The 16,408-nt window shown below is 71.3% G+C and carries 15 protein-coding genes and 2 tRNA genes; 14 read left to right on the top strand and 3 right to left on the bottom strand.

The genetic code is table 11. The annotated features are described in order from the left end of the window. The first annotated feature begins 102 nt into the window (after window positions 1-102). The 8 genes from HED23_RS00550 to HED23_RS00515 all read left to right on the top strand — a co-directional run bounded on the left by HED23_RS00550 (window position 103) and on the right by HED23_RS00515 (window position 5,640). Complete coding sequence (locus HED23_RS00550; protein ID WP_203181502.1) at window positions 103-369, top strand: DUF6284 family protein; 267 nt, start codon at window positions 103-105, stop codon at window positions 367-369. Continuing rightward, window positions 366-818 (top strand): Pycsar system effector family protein, encoded by a 453-nt coding sequence (locus tag HED23_RS00545; protein ID WP_203181501.1) that lies wholly within the window; start codon window positions 366-368, stop codon window positions 816-818. The genes HED23_RS00550 and HED23_RS00545 overlap by 4 nt, the downstream gene beginning before the upstream one ends. Further along, a complete protein-coding gene (locus tag HED23_RS00540) occupies window positions 815-1,033 on the top strand; it encodes a hypothetical protein (RefSeq protein WP_203181500.1) in 219 nt (72 codons plus the stop codon). Before HED23_RS00545 ends, HED23_RS00540 begins: the two co-directional genes overlap by 4 nt. Next, on the top strand, window positions 1,030-1,890 hold the full coding sequence (locus HED23_RS00535; RefSeq protein WP_203181499.1) for a protein spdB: 861 nt from the start codon (window positions 1,030-1,032) through the stop codon (window positions 1,888-1,890). Before HED23_RS00540 ends, HED23_RS00535 begins: the two co-directional genes overlap by 4 nt. After that, window positions 1,890-2,222 carry an RRQRL motif-containing zinc-binding protein gene (locus tag HED23_RS00530; RefSeq protein ID WP_203181498.1) on the top strand — a complete coding sequence of 111 codons (333 nt, stop codon included), beginning with the start codon at window positions 1,890-1,892 and terminating at the stop codon, window positions 2,220-2,222. Before HED23_RS00535 ends, HED23_RS00530 begins: the two co-directional genes overlap by 1 nt. A gap of 25 nt (window positions 2,223-2,247) precedes the next feature. Then, entirely contained in the window at window positions 2,248-2,802 is a 555-nt protein-coding gene (locus HED23_RS00525; RefSeq protein ID WP_203181497.1) for a hypothetical protein, read from the top strand. A gap of 54 nt (window positions 2,803-2,856) precedes the next feature. After that, on the top strand, window positions 2,857-4,977 hold the full coding sequence (locus tag HED23_RS00520; protein ID WP_203181496.1) for an ATP-binding protein: 2,121 nt from the start codon (window positions 2,857-2,859) through the stop codon (window positions 4,975-4,977). A 204-nt stretch (window positions 4,978-5,181) separates the two neighbouring features. Further along, window positions 5,182-5,640: a hypothetical protein gene (locus HED23_RS00515; RefSeq protein WP_203181495.1), complete on the top strand. Its 459-nt coding sequence runs from the start codon at window positions 5,182-5,184 to the stop codon at window positions 5,638-5,640. Window positions 5,641-5,687: 47 nt separating this feature from the next. Here HED23_RS00515 and HED23_RS35635 read toward each other — a convergent pair whose 3' ends face one another. Beyond that, window positions 5,688-5,819 (bottom strand): hypothetical protein, encoded by a 132-nt coding sequence (locus tag HED23_RS35635; RefSeq protein ID WP_274382988.1) that lies wholly within the window; start codon window positions 5,817-5,819, stop codon window positions 5,688-5,690. A 123-nt stretch (window positions 5,820-5,942) separates the two neighbouring features. Between HED23_RS35635 and HED23_RS00510 the strand changes: the two genes are divergently transcribed. The 4 genes from HED23_RS00510 (at window position 5,943) to HED23_RS00495 (ending at window position 10,250) form a co-directional block, all read left to right on the top strand. Next, the gene (locus HED23_RS00510) at window positions 5,943-6,815 is read left to right on the top strand and encodes a bifunctional DNA primase/polymerase (protein WP_203181494.1); all 873 of its coding nucleotides are present in this window, start codon (window positions 5,943-5,945) and stop codon (window positions 6,813-6,815) included. Between the two features lie 2 nt (window positions 6,816-6,817). After that, window positions 6,818-8,293: an ATP-binding protein gene (locus tag HED23_RS00505; protein ID WP_203181493.1), complete on the top strand. Its 1,476-nt coding sequence runs from the start codon at window positions 6,818-6,820 to the stop codon at window positions 8,291-8,293. 308 nt (window positions 8,294-8,601) lie between these two features. Beyond that, window positions 8,602-8,997, top strand: a complete 396-nt coding sequence (locus HED23_RS35950; protein WP_398085526.1) for a helix-turn-helix domain-containing protein — start codon at window positions 8,602-8,604, stop codon at window positions 8,995-8,997. Beyond that, window positions 8,997-10,250, top strand: a complete 1,254-nt coding sequence (locus HED23_RS00495) for a tyrosine-type recombinase/integrase (RefSeq protein ID WP_203181492.1) — start codon at window positions 8,997-8,999, stop codon at window positions 10,248-10,250. Before HED23_RS35950 ends, HED23_RS00495 begins: the two co-directional genes overlap by 1 nt. Before the next feature lie 137 nt (window positions 10,251-10,387). On the opposite strand, the gene HED23_RS00490 is transcribed toward HED23_RS00495, so the two are convergent. Continuing rightward, window positions 10,388-10,460: transfer RNA gene (locus HED23_RS00490), tRNA-Arg, on the bottom strand. 205 nt (window positions 10,461-10,665) lie between these two features. After that, window positions 10,666-10,756, bottom strand: a tRNA-Ser gene (locus HED23_RS00485). A 561-nt stretch (window positions 10,757-11,317) separates the two neighbouring features. Here HED23_RS00485 and HED23_RS00480 point away from each other — a divergent pair. Both HED23_RS00480 and HED23_RS00475 read left to right on the top strand, forming a co-directional pair. Continuing rightward, window positions 11,318-11,788, top strand: a complete 471-nt coding sequence (locus HED23_RS00480; RefSeq protein ID WP_203181491.1) for an SSI family serine proteinase inhibitor — start codon at window positions 11,318-11,320, stop codon at window positions 11,786-11,788. Window positions 11,789-12,133: 345 nt separating this feature from the next. Then, window positions 12,134-16,252: a PAS domain-containing protein gene (locus HED23_RS00475; RefSeq protein ID WP_203181490.1), complete on the top strand. Its 4,119-nt coding sequence runs from the start codon at window positions 12,134-12,136 to the stop codon at window positions 16,250-16,252. Window positions 16,253-16,408 lie beyond the last annotated feature (156 nt).

The raw sequence follows: 16,408 nt of genomic DNA, 5'->3' as shown, positions 1-16,408 counted from the left end.
CCCACCCGCCCGGGTGGCTTTTCACCAGAACGGCGCGCACCCCCGAAGCGGCTACTCCGGGGGTGCTGTTCGAGCCGTCCCACCACTAGGAGAAAACGACCCATGCAGACCATCGTCGCACTTCAGGCGCTCGTTACGGCCACGTCGCTCGACATCGAGCCGTCGGCCACCGAGCTGGACGCGATCGAGCAGGAGATGCCGCTCATCCGGGCGGAAGTCGAGCTGCTCGACGCGCAGATCATGACCATCGACCGCCCGGTCAGCGAGCTGGACGAGCGCCGGATCCGGCGGGCCGGCCGCAAGGTGCTGGCAGCTCGCCGCGTGCTGGCGAACAAGGCCACGGCGCAGGTTCCGGGGGTGGGGGCATGAGCACCCTCACCCCTGCGCAGGCGCTCACCGCCGCGCACGCGGAAGTGAAGGCCGAGATCGCCCGGACCGACACCAAGACCGGTCTGCTCCTCGCCTTCGTCGGCGCGCTCCTCGCCGGTGCCTGGACCGTCGCCAAAGACGCCCCCCTGAACCTCCCCGCCATCCTCGTCGGCGGCCTGGGGATGGGGCTGCTGGTCGCCGCGGCTGGTCTGCTGCTGCGGTCGGTGCGACCGAACCTGAACGGCCGGCACGGCTTCGTCCTGTGGGCCACGCTCACCGCTGAGGAACTCCCCACCACCCTGTCCGGAGACCTGAGCGTGGCTGTGGCGGGTCTGTCCCGGCTGGCGGTCACCAAGTTCACCGGCCTGCGCCGCGCGGTCGACCTGACCTGCGCGGGCGGTGCGCTGCTCGCCCTCGCCGCTCTCCTCACCCTCGGGGGTGCGGCATGAACCGCTTCGAGCTCACCGAGCACGATCAATACACCATCGCCGCTGCCCGGAAGACGCTAGAAGCCGCGCGGAGCGTGGACCTGCTGGACGGCCGTGCCATGGCCCGCGTGATCGGCCGTCTTGAGGTCAGTGTCGAGCGGCTGATCGAGCTGGTCGACGTGGCCCCCGGAGGAAACGCGGGCGTCGGCCACGACACGACCGGCGGTGTGGCATGAACGCCAAGACCGTTCTGCCCGCCGTCGGTATGACGGCGGTGTCCATGGTCCTCACCCTGGCCGTCGTCGTGATGTGGCTGGGCACGGCGATGCCGTGGCCGGTGGCCGTGGTTGTCGGGTTGGGGATCGATGGCGGCTGGCTCGCCACCCTCGCCTATGAGAGGCGCCTGGCCGCGCAGGGCGACCACTCCACCCCGGTCACTGTCGTCGGCTGGTCCTTCGGCCTCATCGCGACCGGGGTCCTGGTCGCCCACGCCCTCACCGAGGAATCGGCCGGCGCGTGGCTGGCCGTCGCGTGGCTGCCGATCGCGGCCAAGGCCCTGTGGTTGGTCCACGGGCTGTGGGAGCGCACCGCGCTCACCGGTGAGGCGCTGGACGCGATCCAGGGCATCCAGCAGGAAGCCCGCGACGAAGCCGCCGTGGCCCGCGCACGACTCCGGGCGGAAGCGTCCACGGAGGAGACGAGGTTGACGGCCGTGACGCAGGCCGGTGCCCGCGTCGCACACGTACAAGCACGCACCGCCAACACCCTCTCCCGCGCCTGGTCGACGCTGGAGTCGGCTCGGGAGGGTGAGGACACCGGACGTGCCCTGACCAGCGTGACGAGCCGCGTCACGCCTGGCGTCACACCTCGCTGGGAGCTCCCCGTCTGGGGTCCCACGGAGCCTGTTTCGGCGTTCGCGCTGGAGTCGGCGGGGGCCCTGTCCGATGACGCGCTGGACGCGCTGTTGGACCAGATCCGGCACAGCGAGACACCGGCCCTGTCCTACCGCGAGATGGCCAGCCGCTTCCGGACCGCCGGTCACTCCGCATCCGAAGTCCGGCTGCGGGCCGCGTGGAAGCGCGTGGCGGCGTGATGGCCACGCTGCCTGTCTACCGGTGGCGACTGGCCCCGGACGGTTACGCCACCCGCCGCCAGCTCCGTGCCCTCGGGCTGCGGCCCGGCGGGCAGGACGTGGCCGCCGAACTCCAGCGGCCCCGCCGCCGTCGGGGCCCGCTGGTCGCCTACCTCTACCGGATCGACCGGGCCAAGCCCGTACGGCCGATGACGCCTGCCCGCATGGCCGCTCTGGAAGCGGCGATGCGGGCCCGTCGGACCTGCCCCGAGTGCCGGACCGACGCGGGGTACTGCATCCCGCGTTCGCTCGGCATGTGCGTGCCCTGCTCTGACCTTGAGTCCGCCGCCTGAACTGCGGCAATGAGACGGAGTTGTAGTGAAGCTGGACGTCAGCACACACAAGCTCTTCGGCTACCGGTCCACCCTCCGCACCGCCAAGCGCCTGACCGAAGAGGCCGTGCGGATCGTGGACCGGGCGGTGTCCGGCCGGATGCCCGACGTCAAGGTGGTTCTCACCGGTGAGCGGAACTTGGCCGAGGTGGCCACGGCCGCCGAGTGGGAGACCGCCGGATGCACGGACAAGCGGGTTCAGTCCCGTGCGCTGAGGGACGCGAAGCGTCTGGCCCGCGAGACGGCGGGCCGTGCGATCCCGCTCGCCGACGGCGGGGTGCTGGTCGTCATCAACGTCGACCAGCACCCCAACGAAGCCACCTTCGCGATCACCCTCGTCCACGAGTTGGTCCACGCCATGCAGATGAGCCGCAAGGGCGTCCGTGACCGGCTCATCGCTGGTCTGCGTCACGACCTCGGGGTCGAGAAGCAGTCGCGCCGCTGGGACCGGGAGCACGAACGCTGCCTTGAGGCCGAGGAGAAGGAGGCGTACGGCTCCGAGTACCTCGCCGGCCGCCTCGTCCCCGCCGCCGCAGCCTGACCCCACCCCACACTTCCTCGCCCCAACAGTGGGGCAGTCAGGAGTCGTTCCGTCATGAGCGACAACGTCGTTTCCCTCTTCGAGAAGACCACCCCCGCCCCCGTGGGGCCCGCTCCGGTGGACGTGGCTGCTGTAGTAGCTCCGGCCGCCGAGAAGGTGCCTGTGCCCCTGTGGGTGCGCTCGGCACGCGGCATCCGCACGGTGGCCACCCACGAACGCACCACCACCGCCTGCCGGGCAACCGCCCGCCACGGCCTCTACGTCTGGGGCGGCACGCGGATCATGGCCCGCCGCACCTGGGAGGGCCGCACCGCCTCCCGCTACGAACGTCTCCTGCGTGCGGCGGAAGCCGCGGGGAACATGGAGGCCGCCGCCGAGTGGGAGGAGCGCGGGCAGCGCTTCCGCCAGGAACGCCACCGGCGCCGCATGGACCTGCTCACCGCCCCCATGGACGCCGCCAAGGGCATCGCGGCCGGTGCCGGAATCGGGGCGGGTGGTCTCTTGCTTCTCGGCATCATGCTCGCCGTCGCCAGCAAGGACTGGACCGACATCGGAGCCCCGACCATGGCGCTCATCGAGCTGGTCCGCTGGATCGTCTTCATCATCACCGTGACCTGGGGACCGTTGGTCACGATCGGCCCGTGGGCCGTCCTCCTCGGCCTGTGGGCAGTGGGCAAGAACCAGCAGGCCGCACCCCAATGGGCCCTGCCCGCCAACGCCCGCTCCGGTGAGGGCGAGCCGATCACCCCGTCCATCGTCGTCCTCGCGCTCCGGAACCTGGGCATCGCTCCGCTTCGGACCGCGATCAAGGAGATGGGCGACGCCGGCGCATCCATGCTGGGCCCGATCCGGATCGCCGGATGCGGCGTGGAAGTCGACGTGACCCTGCCTTCCGGTGTCTCCACCAACGAGGTCCAGAACCGGCGGCGCAAGCTCGCCGAGAACCTGGCCCGGCATGAGCACGAAGTGTTCATCACGATCCCGCAGGCCGCCCGTACCGTCCGACTGTGGGTCGCGGACAGTGGCGCGCTGGACGAACCGATCGGCCCGTCCCCGCTGACCACCGACCAGGACCTGACCGCGAACTACAAGACCGGCAAGGCGCCGTGGGGCCAGGACCTGCGCGGCGACGCCGCAGCCCTCAGCCTCTACCAGCGCCACCTCCTCATCACCGGCCTGTCCAACCAGGGCAAGACCGCCGCTCTCCGGGCCCTCGCCCTGTGGCTCGCGCTCGACAAGTCCGTGGAGTTCCGACTCGCCGACCTCAAGGGCGCCGGGGACTGGGCCATGTTCGACGGCCTGGCCACGGTGCTCATCCAAGGGCCGACCGACGATCACGTCATCCAGGCAACCGAGATGCTGGAAGGCGGCGTGAGCGAGATGGAGCGCCGGTTGCAGGCACCGCCCGGCACCGTGTTCCCGCCGCTCGTCCTGCTGGTCGACGAAGCGCAGGTGGCGTTCATGTGCCCGGTCGTCGACAGCGAGAAGCGACCGTACGGCGGGTCCAAGGCCACCTCCCGCTACTTCATGGCGGCGAGGAAGATTCACAACCAGGGCCGGGCCGTGAACGTGACCCTGTGGCAGGGCACGCAGGACCCGACCGACCAGAACCTGCCCAAGCTGGTCCGCGAGGGCGCCCACACCCGCGCGTCCCTCGCGCTCGGCACCGAGTCGCAGGCCCGCATGGCGCTCGGTGACAAGGCGGTCGACGGCGGGGCCGCGCCGAACCTGCTCCGCCCGGGGCTGGACAAGGGCACGCTGGTCGTCGCCTCCGACGGCATCGCGATTCCCGCCGGCCAGGCATCCATCACCGTGCGCACCCACTTCATCGACACCGACGAAGCCGCCCTCATCACCGCCCGCGCCAAGGCGATGCGGGACGGGGTCACCACCCTGCACGTCATCGAGCGGGACGAGGAGCGGGACCCGCTCGCCGACATCGCCACCGTCATCGCAGACGCACCCCGGCTGTTCACACAGGACGTCCTGCAGCGGCTCACGGCGTTGAGCGCGGATGTCTACGGCGGGTGGACCAACGGTGACCTCAAACGAGTGCTCGAAGCCTGGGGCGAGGAGCCGAAGAAGTCCCACGGACGCATGGTCGTCCACCGCGATCACGTCCTGCGCGCCCTGTCCAACCGCGACGCAGACGATTCCGCTTCCGCCGCCCAGTAGCGGGGAGGCGAGCCCCCTCCCGCAGGGGAGGCGGGGAGAACTCCCCAACCGCCTCCCCACCCCGCCTCCCCCGCACTGATCAGCGGAAACACCGGTTCGGGGAGGCGGGGAGTCAGCCCAGCTCAACACCCCCGCACCCCCTCCACGGCGCCTCCCGAGAGGGGTGCTGCCGCCTCCCTGACCCAGTAGAGGAAGGAATTCCGCATGTTCCCCGAGAACACCGGCCACCTGCCCGCCGAGCAGGCCGTGACCATCCACCAGCCCGCCCCGCTCGCCCCCTACCCGGCCGCTCCGCTCGCCCCGATGCAGCCCCACGCCGTGCCGTCGGTGACGTCGATCGTGCTGCCGGATGGGCGGGTCATCACCGGCTACGCCATCGACCACAACCGGCCCGAGCCGGTCACGGCCAAACCGCTCGTCTCTCGCGCGGCGGTGAACATCGCGATCGGTGGGATCGGGTTCGCCGCCGTCTGCGGCGGGCTGGTCCTGCTGACCACGTTCATCGCCGCGCTCGCCGCCCTGGTCCAGCAGCTCATCATCCTGGCCGCCGTCATCTTCGGCGGCTTCATCGCCCTACAGGTCCTCACCGCCGGCCGCGAACGCGGCACCACGACGGTCAACATCCGCAAGGCCGTCATCAAGCGCAACCACTTCCACGGCTGACCACCCCGAGGAACGGCCCACACCTTCCCGCATCGCACCACGACCGGTCAGGAGACCGAGATGAGCGACAGCCGAGGAAAGCCCAACAAGCCCGCCAGCAGCGGCCCCGCGATGCCCTGCGGTTCGGGGCCCGGCCGGTGGAACACGGAGAGCGGCAGCCGCCCCTTGACCACGCCCACCACGAGCACCGTCCGCCGTTCCGGCGGGCCGAAAGCCTCATGACCAAGGGCGGCCCCCGTCTCGCCAAAGCCTGGGGCCGCCCTCGTCCAGCACGCCTCTACAGAGAACTGGAGACACCCAGCATGACTCAACCTGCCCCGATCCGGCGAGCACCCGACGGGCCCCTGCTCACCGCCGCCCTCGAACTGGCCGCCCGCATGGTCCCCGTCCTGCCGCTGCGAGCCGGGAAACTCCCGTTCGGGAACTGCCGAGCCTGCGCGGGCAACGCCTGCGGCGGCCGGCCGAACATGCTGACCCCCGGCCCCTGCGACTGCCCGCGCCCCTGCCACGCCTGGGCCGCCGCCACCACCGACCCCGCCATCCTCACCGGGCCCGCTTGGGCGTCGGCCTGGAGGCAGACCGCTGCCGTGGCCTACCACCCCGGCGGGACCGGCCTCACCGTCGTCGACCTCGACCACACCGACGCCATCACCTGGGCCCGCGAGACGCTCCCCGCGACCCGCACCGTGCCCACAACACGCGGTGAGCACTGGATCTACCGGGGCACGATGCAGTCCGCGAACGCGGTCCGGCCCGGCGTGGACATCAAATCCGCGATGGCCTACGCCCGGTGGCTCGGACACGGTACCGGCACCATGACCGCCCTGCCCGACGCCGTACGCGCCCTGGCCGTGAGGAAGCCCTGCACCGTCCGGGTGACACCGACCACCGCCACCGTGCCCGGGTCGGTCGGGGGCGGGGAGTGCCCCCACCGCACGCCCGCCTACCTGGCACGCGGCATCGCCATGGCCGAGCAGCGCATCACCGATGCCACCAGCGCGGTGCACGCCACGGTCTACCAGACCTTCCTCGCAGTGCTCTCCGCCCACGGCCGGTGCGGCTGCCTGACCGACGCCCACATCGGGCGTCTCTTCGCCGCCGCGCAAGCCAAGGGCGAGACCGTCCGGCACTGCACCGACGCGTGGACCAACGCTCGCACCCGGTTGGGACTGTGACCATGGCAGACGACGAGAAGAACCCCGCCCGCGAGGTCATCACCGACTACGCGCAGGCGCACTTCCGGTACTTCCGCACCGCCGACGGCACCGTCTACGCGCAGAAAAACGGCCACCCCGTGGCCCGCCCGATCCGCTCCCAGGGCACGACGGGCAGCCACCGGCAGGAACTCATGGTCGGCCTGTTCAAGGACGGGCGCGGCGTGTTCAACGGCACGGCTCTTAAAGAGGCGCTGGACTTGATCGAAGCTCTGGCCCTGACCGAGACCACTCAGGCCGTGCAGATCCGGGTGGCCCCCGGGTTCGACGGGGCGACGTGGCTGGACCTGGGCCGCAATGACGGGCAGTCCGTCCGCATCCACCCCACCGGCTGGGACATCACCGTGCCCGACCCGCGTGAGGTGTGCTGGCGGCGCACCCAGCTCACCGGGGAACTCCCGCTGCCGGTCAAGGACACCGACGGCAAAGGCATCGACCTGCTGTTCCGGCTGACGAACTTCACCAACGCGGAAACCGAGTGCCTGGCCATGGCGTGGCTGATCGGCTGCCTGGGCCCGTCGGTGCCCGTCCCCGCCCCATTCCTCACCGGCCCGCAGGGCGCGGGAAAGTCCACGGCCGGCCGGATGCTCGTCCGGATCATCGAGGGCATGAGCGGCGACCTACGCAGGGCGCCGAAAGACGAGGAGAACCTGATCGCGGCCGTCGCGGCGGGGTGGGTCACCGCCCTGGACAACCTCTCCCACATGACGCCGGACCTGTCCGACGCCATGTGCTGCATCGTCACCGGAGCCGAGTCAGTGAAGCGCGCCCTGTTCACCGACGGAGACGTCCACCGGGCCCGCTACCGCCGCCCCCTGCTCCTAACTGGCATCGACGTCGGCGTCATCCGCCCCGACCTTGCGGAACGACTCCTGCCACTACGGCTGGAGCGCCCCACCGTCCGCCGCACCGAGGCCGAGCTGTGGGCAGAGTTCGAGGAAGCCTTGCCCGTTATTCTCGGCTCGCTCCTGGACCTCACGGTCAAGGTCCGCGCCGCCGAAGCGGAGACGCCCACCGATCTTCGAATGGCCGACTTCGCCCACCTGTGCGCTCAGTTCGACGCATCGTCCAGCCTCGGAGCGCTGAACGCCTACCGGGCCAGTCTGGACGACCTGAACGACGACGTGATCGAAGGGGACCTCCTCGCGCAGACCGTCCTCCAGCACGCCGACACCATCGAACCAGGCGGCGAGCAGCGCATGACCTCCACCCAGTGGCTGCACTGCCTCGGCGGCGCCTACAGCGGCGACGAGCTGCGGCCCCTACCTAAGGGGTGGCCGACCACCGGCAAAGTCCTCTCCGACCGTCTCAAGCGCCTCCAACCGACCCTGGCCGCCCGGGGAGTCCTCATCGACTCGGGCCGCACCCGAGAGGGTCGCTACCTCGAAATGACCCGCCGGGCCACCCCGCCCCCACACGAGCAGGCGGAAGCGTTCTGATCCGCAGCCCGTTCGCGCGAACAGCAAGAAGAGCACCAGCCCCCGGGGAGCGCGTGCTCTTCTTGCTGTTCGGCGGAACGCCGCCCCAATGGTCGTGCCGCGCAGCGGCCCCTCATTCACGCTCTATGAGGCCACCGGACTACAACAGACGCCCCTTCTTTTTTCCTAAGTAGGGAAGCTCTGCGTCACAGCGTCACACGGACGGAAAAAACGCCCCTGACCTGCGGCTACAGGCGTGACGCAGACGAAAATCTCTGCGTCATCCTGCGTCACCTGCGTCACGCCGTGACGCAGCCCGTGACGCACCGATGACGCACCCCACACCCTTGCGTCACGCAAAACCACAGGTCAGAAGCCCGCGTGACGCTCGTGACGCTGTGACGCAGAAATCCGCACCTCGGACAGGCACAGCCCTGAGAGCGGGTCCCCGATCCCCGGGGCGCCCGCCACTTCCGCTGCCTGCCCCGGAAGGGTCCCAAGGCCCCTCACGTTCCCGGAGGTTCGTCGTGCCGACCATCGCTCCCCCTCTGCCCGAAGCACTCACGGTTCCTGAGGTCATGCACGCGCTGCGCCTCAGCCGCAGCAAGGTTTACGACCTCTTTCGCTCCAAGCAGCTCCACAGCTTCACCGCTGGCCGCGCCCGCAGGGTTCCGGTCTCGGCAGTGCACCAGTACATGCAAGACCGACTTGAGGAGACAGCCTGATGGCGAAGCGTCGAGCCAACGGCGAGGGAACAATCACGAAGCGCAAGGACGGCAGGTACCACGCGGCTGCCTACGTCTACCGTCCGGACGGGACTCGGACGCGGAAGTTCGTCTACGGCAAGACCCGGGAGGAGGTGGCAGGAAAGCTCACCGAGTTGCAGGAGAAGACTCGGCAGGGCATTCCGGCCGCCTCATCCACGATGTCGTTCGGCGACTACCTCACCTACTGGTTGGCCGCAGTCGCACCGGAACGGCTCAAGCCCGCGACACTGAACAGCTATGAGGGCCTCTCTCGCCTCTACATCCGTCCCGCGCTCGGCAAGAAGAGGCTCAACCGGCTGTCCCCGGCGGATGTCCGGCGGTTCCTGACGGAGTTCAAGGCCTCTTGCCTCTGCTGCCTCCGAGGGGCCGACAAGGAAAAGCCCGAAGGCAAGCGCAACTGCTGCGCGGTTGGGCGCTGCTGCAAACGCCGGCCGTCAGCCCGCACAGTGCAGTACATCCACGCGGTTCTCCGGTCTGCGCTACAGCAGGCGATGCGGGAAGAACTGATCGCCCGAAACGTCGCGCGGATCGTGGAGACCCCCACAGTCGACCCCAAGGAGGTGCGTCCGCTGGATGCTGGGGAAGTGCGCATGCTGCTCAGGACCGCTCAGGCTCACCGCATGCATGCGCTGTGGCTGCTGCTCATCTCAACCGGCCTGCGCCGTGGGGAGGCCCTTGGGCTCACGTGGTCGGACATCGACCTTTCCGGCGGCCAGCTCCGTGTCCGGAGGAACGTCCAGCGCATCCGACGTGAACTGATCTTCGGTACCCCGAAGACTGCAAGGTCCGTGCGCACGGTGGCATTGCCCAAGGGGTGCGTACGAGCACTCACGGAGCACCGCGAGCGCCAAGAGCTGGAGCGCAAGGTGGCCGGCAAGAAGTGGCAGCCGGTGCCCGAGCATCCGACTGGTCTGATCTTCACGACCGTGACGGGCCGCGTCACGGACCCGCGCAGCCTGAACCGAATGCTCACCATCCTGTGTCGGGAGGCCAAAGTGCGGCGAGTGCGGGTGCACGACCTGCGGCACACGTGCGCTTCGCTGTTGCTGGCCCAGGGGGTCGACGCGCGCACGATCATGGAGACGCTCGGCCACAGCACCATCACCATGACGCTGGATACCTACGCGCACGTGATGAGCACGACGCTGCGCGCGGCTGCGGACCGGATGGACGACGCCTTGGGCGACGACCGCAACGGCGAGATCTTGTAGTCGGATGCCTTCTACGCGTCGTCGGCCCGGCCTACATAGGTGAAGTGCGCTGCCATCGGGCGCTCCAGGGGGACGTTGATGTCACCCGCTGATGTCAAAGGCCCCCTGGACGGTGTCCAGGGGGCCTCTGAGCTGTGTGCACTCGGCAGGATTCGAACCTGCAACCTTCTGATCCGTAGTCAGATGCTCTATCCGTTAAGCTACGAGTGCGTGGCCTTGGTGTGATCCTTGGCCTTGCTCCCCGGGTTTTTCTCCCCGGTCGGCGTTGCGAGAACAACATTACATGACCTGCGCCGTGACGCGAAATCCATTAGCCAAACCCCATCCGACCTGCGAAAACGCCGTTCTGAAGCGGGTTTCCGCGCACCGGATACGACCGAAGCCCCGTGCCTGGGGCACGGGGCTTCGGATCTTGCGGAGGCGGAGGGATTTGAACCCTCGATGGGCTTTAAGACCCAAACCGCATTAGCAGTGCGGCGCCATAGACCGGACTAGGCGACGCCTCCAGCACACCCCGCGCGAGCGCGAGTGGTGCGTGCAGATGATGACACAGTCGAGCGCGCTGTCACCAATCGCCGCCCACGGTACTAGGCAGGTGGGCGGCGAGGCAAAGCGCCCTGCGGCGGAGTTGCCGGACCGGCCGGGGTCGTCCCGCTGGTCACCCTGCCCGGTCACCCGGTGAACGGTTCCCCCACCGGTCGCCGTGGCGAGGCTTTCGGCGGGGCCCGGTCAGCGGTTCCTCAAGGAGCCGGGCCGAGGTTCCGAGGCGCCCGGCCCGGGGTTCCCGACGGGAGCCCGGCCCGGGGTTCCTGAAGCGCGCGGCCTGCGGTTCCGGACGGGAGCCCGGCAAGGTTCTCGAAGCGTCCGGCCGGGGTTCCTGACAGGAGCCCGGCAGGGGGCGCGGGCGCGGCTCTTCCTGTCGGCCCCCCATGAGTTGCGAAACGTGCGGGCGTCGGCAGCGTTAGAGAGGACGAGGGCTCCGCCCTCCGCCCATCACCCCCCGTGCCCGGCGCGTGCCGGAGCAGGCCGGCGCGCTCCCGGGCGCGCCCGAACAACAGGAGCCCCGCATGCTGCGCCGTCTCACCCTCACCGCTGTCGCGTCCCTCGCCGCGCTGTCCGCCGCCGCGCCCGGCGCCACCGCCGCGTCCCCTCTCGTCCCGCTGCCTCCGCTCCCCATCCTCCAGGGGGACTGGCCGACGGCCGAGGACACGAGGACCCGGCTCACCGTGACGGTCTCGGACTCCGGCAATCCGACGGCCGACGGGGTCTTCGAGCTGGAGTGCGGCCCGGCGGGCGGCAGCCACCCCGCCGCGCAGCGTGCCTGCGACCTGCTGGACGAGGCCTCGGCGTCGGGGAACAACCCGTTCGTGGCCACGGACCGCAACGCCATGTGCACCCAGCAGGCCGGCGGACCGGCCGCCGCCCGGGTCCAGGGCACCTGGCAGGGGGAGGACGTAGACGCTCGCTTCAGCCGGGCCAACGGCTGCGAGATCTCCCGCTGGAACAACCTCGTTCCGGTACTGCCCTCCGCGAGGTAGCCGGTTCGGCGGGGCGTGCGCCGGGACTTCAACCGTTCAGGACGGCGCACACCGGGGGCGCGTACGGGCCTTCCCAGGAGGCCTGTACGCCGCGTTCCAGGGGCACTTCGGGCCGACCCCAGGCACACACTGCGGCGTATCCGAGCACGTCAGAGGGGGCGCGCACGGTCACGTCACGGGCCACCGGCGTACACCGTGTGCACAGAACCTTGGTGAGAGCTCCCCCTCATCCGCCGCCCGCCATGCGCTCCCTGCCTTTAGACTCCTCCAGTGACAGCCTGAGGCCCGAGGGGCAGGATGGGGCCCGCTGTCGGCAAGGTGCGGTATTCAGGGAGGAAGCGTCTCGTGAGCAGCAGGCCATCCCGAGGCGCTGCTCGCCTCGCAGCCATACTCGACGCCCTCCCGGACGGGCTCCTGCTCGTCAACTGCAACGGCACGGTCGTCAACGCCAACACCATCGCCCTCGAAATGTTCGAGACCCCGGGCACAGCTCTCGTGGGGCGCGGACTGCTCGATCTGCTTCCGGAGTTCGACTCCAGGCTGATCCCGGGGTCGATGCGCAGGCCGGATGCTGCGGACGAGCAGGGCAGGACGAAGCCGACGCGGATGACCGCGCGCCGGACCGACGGCACCGACTATCCAGTCGAGGTCACCAGCGCCTCCCTGGACAGCGGCCAGGCGGGCTACAACGACATCCACTCCAGCTACACCGGCGACGAGCTGCTCATGCTCGTCGTGCGGGATCTCTCCGGCACCGTCGACACCGAGGCCGAGCTGGCCCGTTCGCAGCGCCAGACCGAGATGATCCTGCGGGCCGCCTCCGAGGGTGTCGTCGGCACGGACACGGACGGCCGGGTCGTCCTCGTCAACCCTGCCGCCGCCCAGATCCTCGGCTTCCGCGCCAGTGACCTCGGCGGTCAGGAACTCCACCCGCTGATCCTGCACTCACGCGCGGAGGGCGAGCCGTTCCCGTACGAGGAGTCGCCGCTCGCCGACACCCTGAAGTCCGGGCGCAAGCACCGGGTACGCGGGCAGGTCCTCTGGTCCAAGAGCGGTGCCCAGGTACCGGTGGACCTGACGACTGCGCCGGTACGCGACGGGGACCAGCTGGTCGGCGCCGTCATGACGTTCACCGACCGCAGGCCCTACGAGGAGCTGACGCAGCAGCACACCGGAGAGGTCTCCGGGCTGACCGAACGCCACGCTGCCGAGATCGCCGAGCTCACCGAGAGCCACCGGGCCGAGGTCGCCGAGCTGACCGAGAGCCACCGGGCCGAGGTCGCCACGCTCACCGAGCAGCACGCGGCCGAGTCCGCCGACCGGACCGAGCGGTACGCCTCCGAGCTCGAGGAGCAGTCGGAGCGTCTCACCGGCCTCGGTGCGCGGCACGACCAGCTGACCGCCGTGCTGGGAGAGTCCCTGCGCGGCCCGCTGGAGGAGCTGCGCGGTGAGCTCTCGGCTCTCGCCGCCGACCCGGCCGGCCAGCTCTGGCCCGAGGCCAACCAGATCCTGCACCACCTCGCCGCGGGCTACGCGCGCATGACGACGCTCGTCGACAACGTACTCAGCTACCAGCGTCTGGACACCGGGGCCGAGGAGCTCGTCAAGCAGACGGTGCTTCTCGACGCCGTGGTGACCGCGGCCGTCGACGGCGCCGTCGAGCTGATCGGGCCCGGGCGGGCGCAGTTCGCGGTGCACGCGCCGCCGATCGAGGCCGAGGTCGACGCGGGCCGGCTGATCACGGCGCTCGCCCATCTCGTCGCCGACGTGGCCGGTGTCGACTCGACCGGCAAGACCCGGCCGGTGCCGGGCGGCGGCTACGTCGACTCCACGGTCGTCGTCGCCGCGGCGCAGCGGGGCGACGTCGTACGGATCGAGGTCCGTGGGCCCTTCGCCGGCGGCGACCCTGTGCATGTGCCGATCGTGCGCGGGATCGTACGCGCGCACGGTGGTGTGCTCCAGACGCATGAGATGCCGGGGATGAGCGGCAGCGCGTACGTCCTGGAGGTGCCGCTCGGAACGGGCGCGGGGACCGTTGTGCCCGAGCCCATCCCCGCCCCTCAGGAAGCCGCTGTGGCGGAACCCGCCCCGCAGCCCTCGCAGCCCTCGCAGGGCGGCCGGCGAAGGGCGCGCAGGGCATCGACGGACGCGTTCCTGGACAGCCCCGTCGACTCGGGAGCGGCCGGTCCGGAGTCCGGGGACACCGCGGCTGCGGAGCCCACCGGCCGGCGCCGGGCACGCCGCGATTCCACTCCCGCACAGGAGCAGCGGGAACAGGACATGGCCCCGCCCCAGCGGAGCGAGGGCTCCGGTCGCAGGCGCGGCCGGCCCAGCCCCGCGGAGTCGGGTGCGGAGGCCGCGGCCGGGCAGCCCCGGCAGGCGCTGGCGCTCCCCGCCGCGGCTTCAGCCCCCTCCGAGGGATCCGTCGTCACGGCGGCCGAGGGCGCGCAGGGTGGCGGCGGCCGCCCGCAGCGCGGGCAGACGGTACCGCCCCAGGGCGTTCCCCAGAACGCCTCGGGCCGTCAGGGCGGCGGCCGTCCGGCGCTGCCTGCCCTCGCCTCTTCCGAGGCCCCCGGGCAGCAGCCTCAGCCGGACCAGGCGCCGCAGCAGCCCGGAGGGCGGCGGGCCCGCCGTGCTCTCGCGGCGGCACAGGAACGCGCCGCCGCGGCTGAGCCCTCGGGTCCCCGTACCGCCTTCGCGCTGCCGCCCGCCGCGGCGGACCGGATCCCGCCGACGGCTCCCGGCTCGCCCGTCGTGGCACCGCCGTCCGTCGTCGCCCCGTCGTCGCCGGCTCCGCAACCTGCCCTGGCCCCTGCCGCGCCCGAGCCGACTCCGCCACTGCCCGGTGCCCGGCCGGCCTCCGACCAGGACGGACCGCTGCCCGAGCGGCACGACGCCGTACGGACGGCGCCGGACGCGGACCACACCCCGCCGCAGCCGCACCCCGTGCCGTCCGGCCGCAGGAGGGCACGGCCCTCGGAGGCGCCGGAGCCGCAGGCCCGGCCGGGTCATCCCGTCCCCGGGCAGCCGCTGCCCGCCGTCCCTCCGCAGCCGGACTGGGCCGAGACCGGCACCTCGGTTCCGGGCCCGGCCGCGCCGCCGCACGAGGGCGGCGTGAAGCAGCCCGGCGACGAGTCCTGGGCGGGCTCGGGCAGCACCGCGCACACCACGGGCGCCGCCGCCGCACCGGCCGGCCCCGGGTCCGTGCCGGAACCCGCACCCGTGCCGGAACCCGCGTCCCTTCCCACGACGGGGCAGCATCCGGCCGACAGCAACGCGCCGGCCCCCGTACCGGACGCGCGACGCCAGCCGCTGCCTGCCGAGGCGCCCATGCCGGCTTCGTCGGATTCCACGCAGGGCCGTGCGTTCAGCGTGCGGACGCTGGGGCAGGGCGTGCCGTTCGCCCAGCACCTCGCGCACCAGCAGAACCAGACGCTCGGCGGTGCCGGGCGGCGCCGTAAGCTCGCCGCCCCGCCCGAGGCCGAGCGTCCGGCTCCGCCTGCCACGGCGCCCGTGCCGCCGCAGCCCGTCACGGCCCCTGTTCCGCCACAGCCGGCCGGGACGCAGGGAAGCACCGTGCAGGGATCCGGTCAGCTCTTGTCCCCGCCCGCCTCCGAGGGGCGTGCGTATGCCATAGGGGCGCCCGACGAGGGCGCCGAGGGGCCGGAGCCGCTGGACGGCCCCGGTGGCGCCGTCGAGGTGGCCAACCGTCCGCAGCCGCAGCCAGTCGACGACGAACTGCCCCCGGAGCCGCTCGACAACCCGCGCCGGCTGCTCGTCTGGCCGGCCCCGGACGTCTCCACCCAGCAGGCCCTCAGCGACCGCGGATACCGCCCGGTGATCGTGCACTCCCGCGAGGAGGTCGATGCCCAGATCGCCGCGTTCCCCGCCGCGCTGTTCGTCGACCCGCTGACCGGGCCGATCACCCGTACGGCGCTGCAGTCGCTGCGTCAGGCGGCCGTCGCGGCGGAGGTCCCTGTGCTGGTGACGGCCGGTCTGGGGCAGGCGAGCAGGGAAGCGGCGTACGGTGCCGACCCGGCCGTCCTCCTCAAGGCGCTCGCCCCGCGCGACAGCGAACAGCATCCGCCGCGGGTCCTGGTGATCGAGGAGCACGAGGAGATCGCGCTGGCGCTGACGGAGACGCTGGAGCGCCGCGGCATGCAGGTCGCCCGGGCCTCGGGCGACAGCGAGGCGGTCGATCTCGCCACCCGGATACGGCCGAATCTGGTGGTGATGGACCTGATGCAGGTACGCCGTCGGCGCGCCGGGATCATCGACTGGCTCCGCGCGAACGGCGCGCTGAACCACACGCCGCTGGTCGTCTACACCTCGGCCGGCATGGAGGAGTCGGACCTGCCGCGGCTCGCCTCCGGTGAGACGGTGCTCTTCCTCGCCGAGCGTTCGACGAGCGACGAGGTGCAGTCCCGGATCGTGGACCTGCTGGCGAAGATAGGGACGAACTGACGCCCTGACGTCTTCGGACGCACACGGCGAGGGCGGTACGGATCTTCCCGTACCGCCCTCGCCGTGTACCGGGGCCCAGCCACCACGTACGGACGGCCGGACCCGACGTGCACCGAGGCTCAGCCGCGGCGTACCGGCGGCCGGACCCCGCCGAGT

Source organism: Streptomyces pratensis, from assembly GCF_016804005.1.
GTDB lineage: Bacteria > Actinomycetota > Actinomycetes > Streptomycetales > Streptomycetaceae > Streptomyces > Streptomyces pratensis_A.
This window is presented reverse-complemented; position numbering and strand designations above follow the sequence as displayed.

Coding starts and splice junctions, on each gene's coding strand:
- HED23_RS00550 (WP_203181502.1), top strand. CDS start 103: ATGCAGACCATCGTCGCACTTCAGGCGCTCGTTACGGCCACGTCGCTC.
- HED23_RS00545 (WP_203181501.1), top strand. CDS start 366: ATGAGCACCCTCACCCCTGCGCAGGCGCTCACCGCCGCGCACGCGGAA.
- HED23_RS00540 (WP_203181500.1), top strand. CDS start 815: ATGAACCGCTTCGAGCTCACCGAGCACGATCAATACACCATCGCCGCT.
- HED23_RS00535 (WP_203181499.1), top strand. CDS start 1,030: ATGAACGCCAAGACCGTTCTGCCCGCCGTCGGTATGACGGCGGTGTCC.
- HED23_RS00530 (WP_203181498.1), top strand. CDS start 1,890: ATGGCCACGCTGCCTGTCTACCGGTGGCGACTGGCCCCGGACGGTTAC.
- HED23_RS00520 (WP_203181496.1), top strand. CDS start 2,857: ATGAGCGACAACGTCGTTTCCCTCTTCGAGAAGACCACCCCCGCCCCC.
- HED23_RS00515 (WP_203181495.1), top strand. CDS start 5,182: ATGTTCCCCGAGAACACCGGCCACCTGCCCGCCGAGCAGGCCGTGACC.
- HED23_RS00510 (WP_203181494.1), top strand. CDS start 5,943: ATGACTCAACCTGCCCCGATCCGGCGAGCACCCGACGGGCCCCTGCTC.
- HED23_RS00505 (WP_203181493.1), top strand. CDS start 6,818: ATGGCAGACGACGAGAAGAACCCCGCCCGCGAGGTCATCACCGACTAC.
- HED23_RS35950 (WP_398085526.1), top strand. CDS start 8,602: ATGACGCACCCCACACCCTTGCGTCACGCAAAACCACAGGTCAGAAGC.
- HED23_RS00495 (WP_203181492.1), top strand. CDS start 8,997: ATGGCGAAGCGTCGAGCCAACGGCGAGGGAACAATCACGAAGCGCAAG.
- HED23_RS00480 (WP_203181491.1), top strand. CDS start 11,318: ATGCTGCGCCGTCTCACCCTCACCGCTGTCGCGTCCCTCGCCGCGCTG.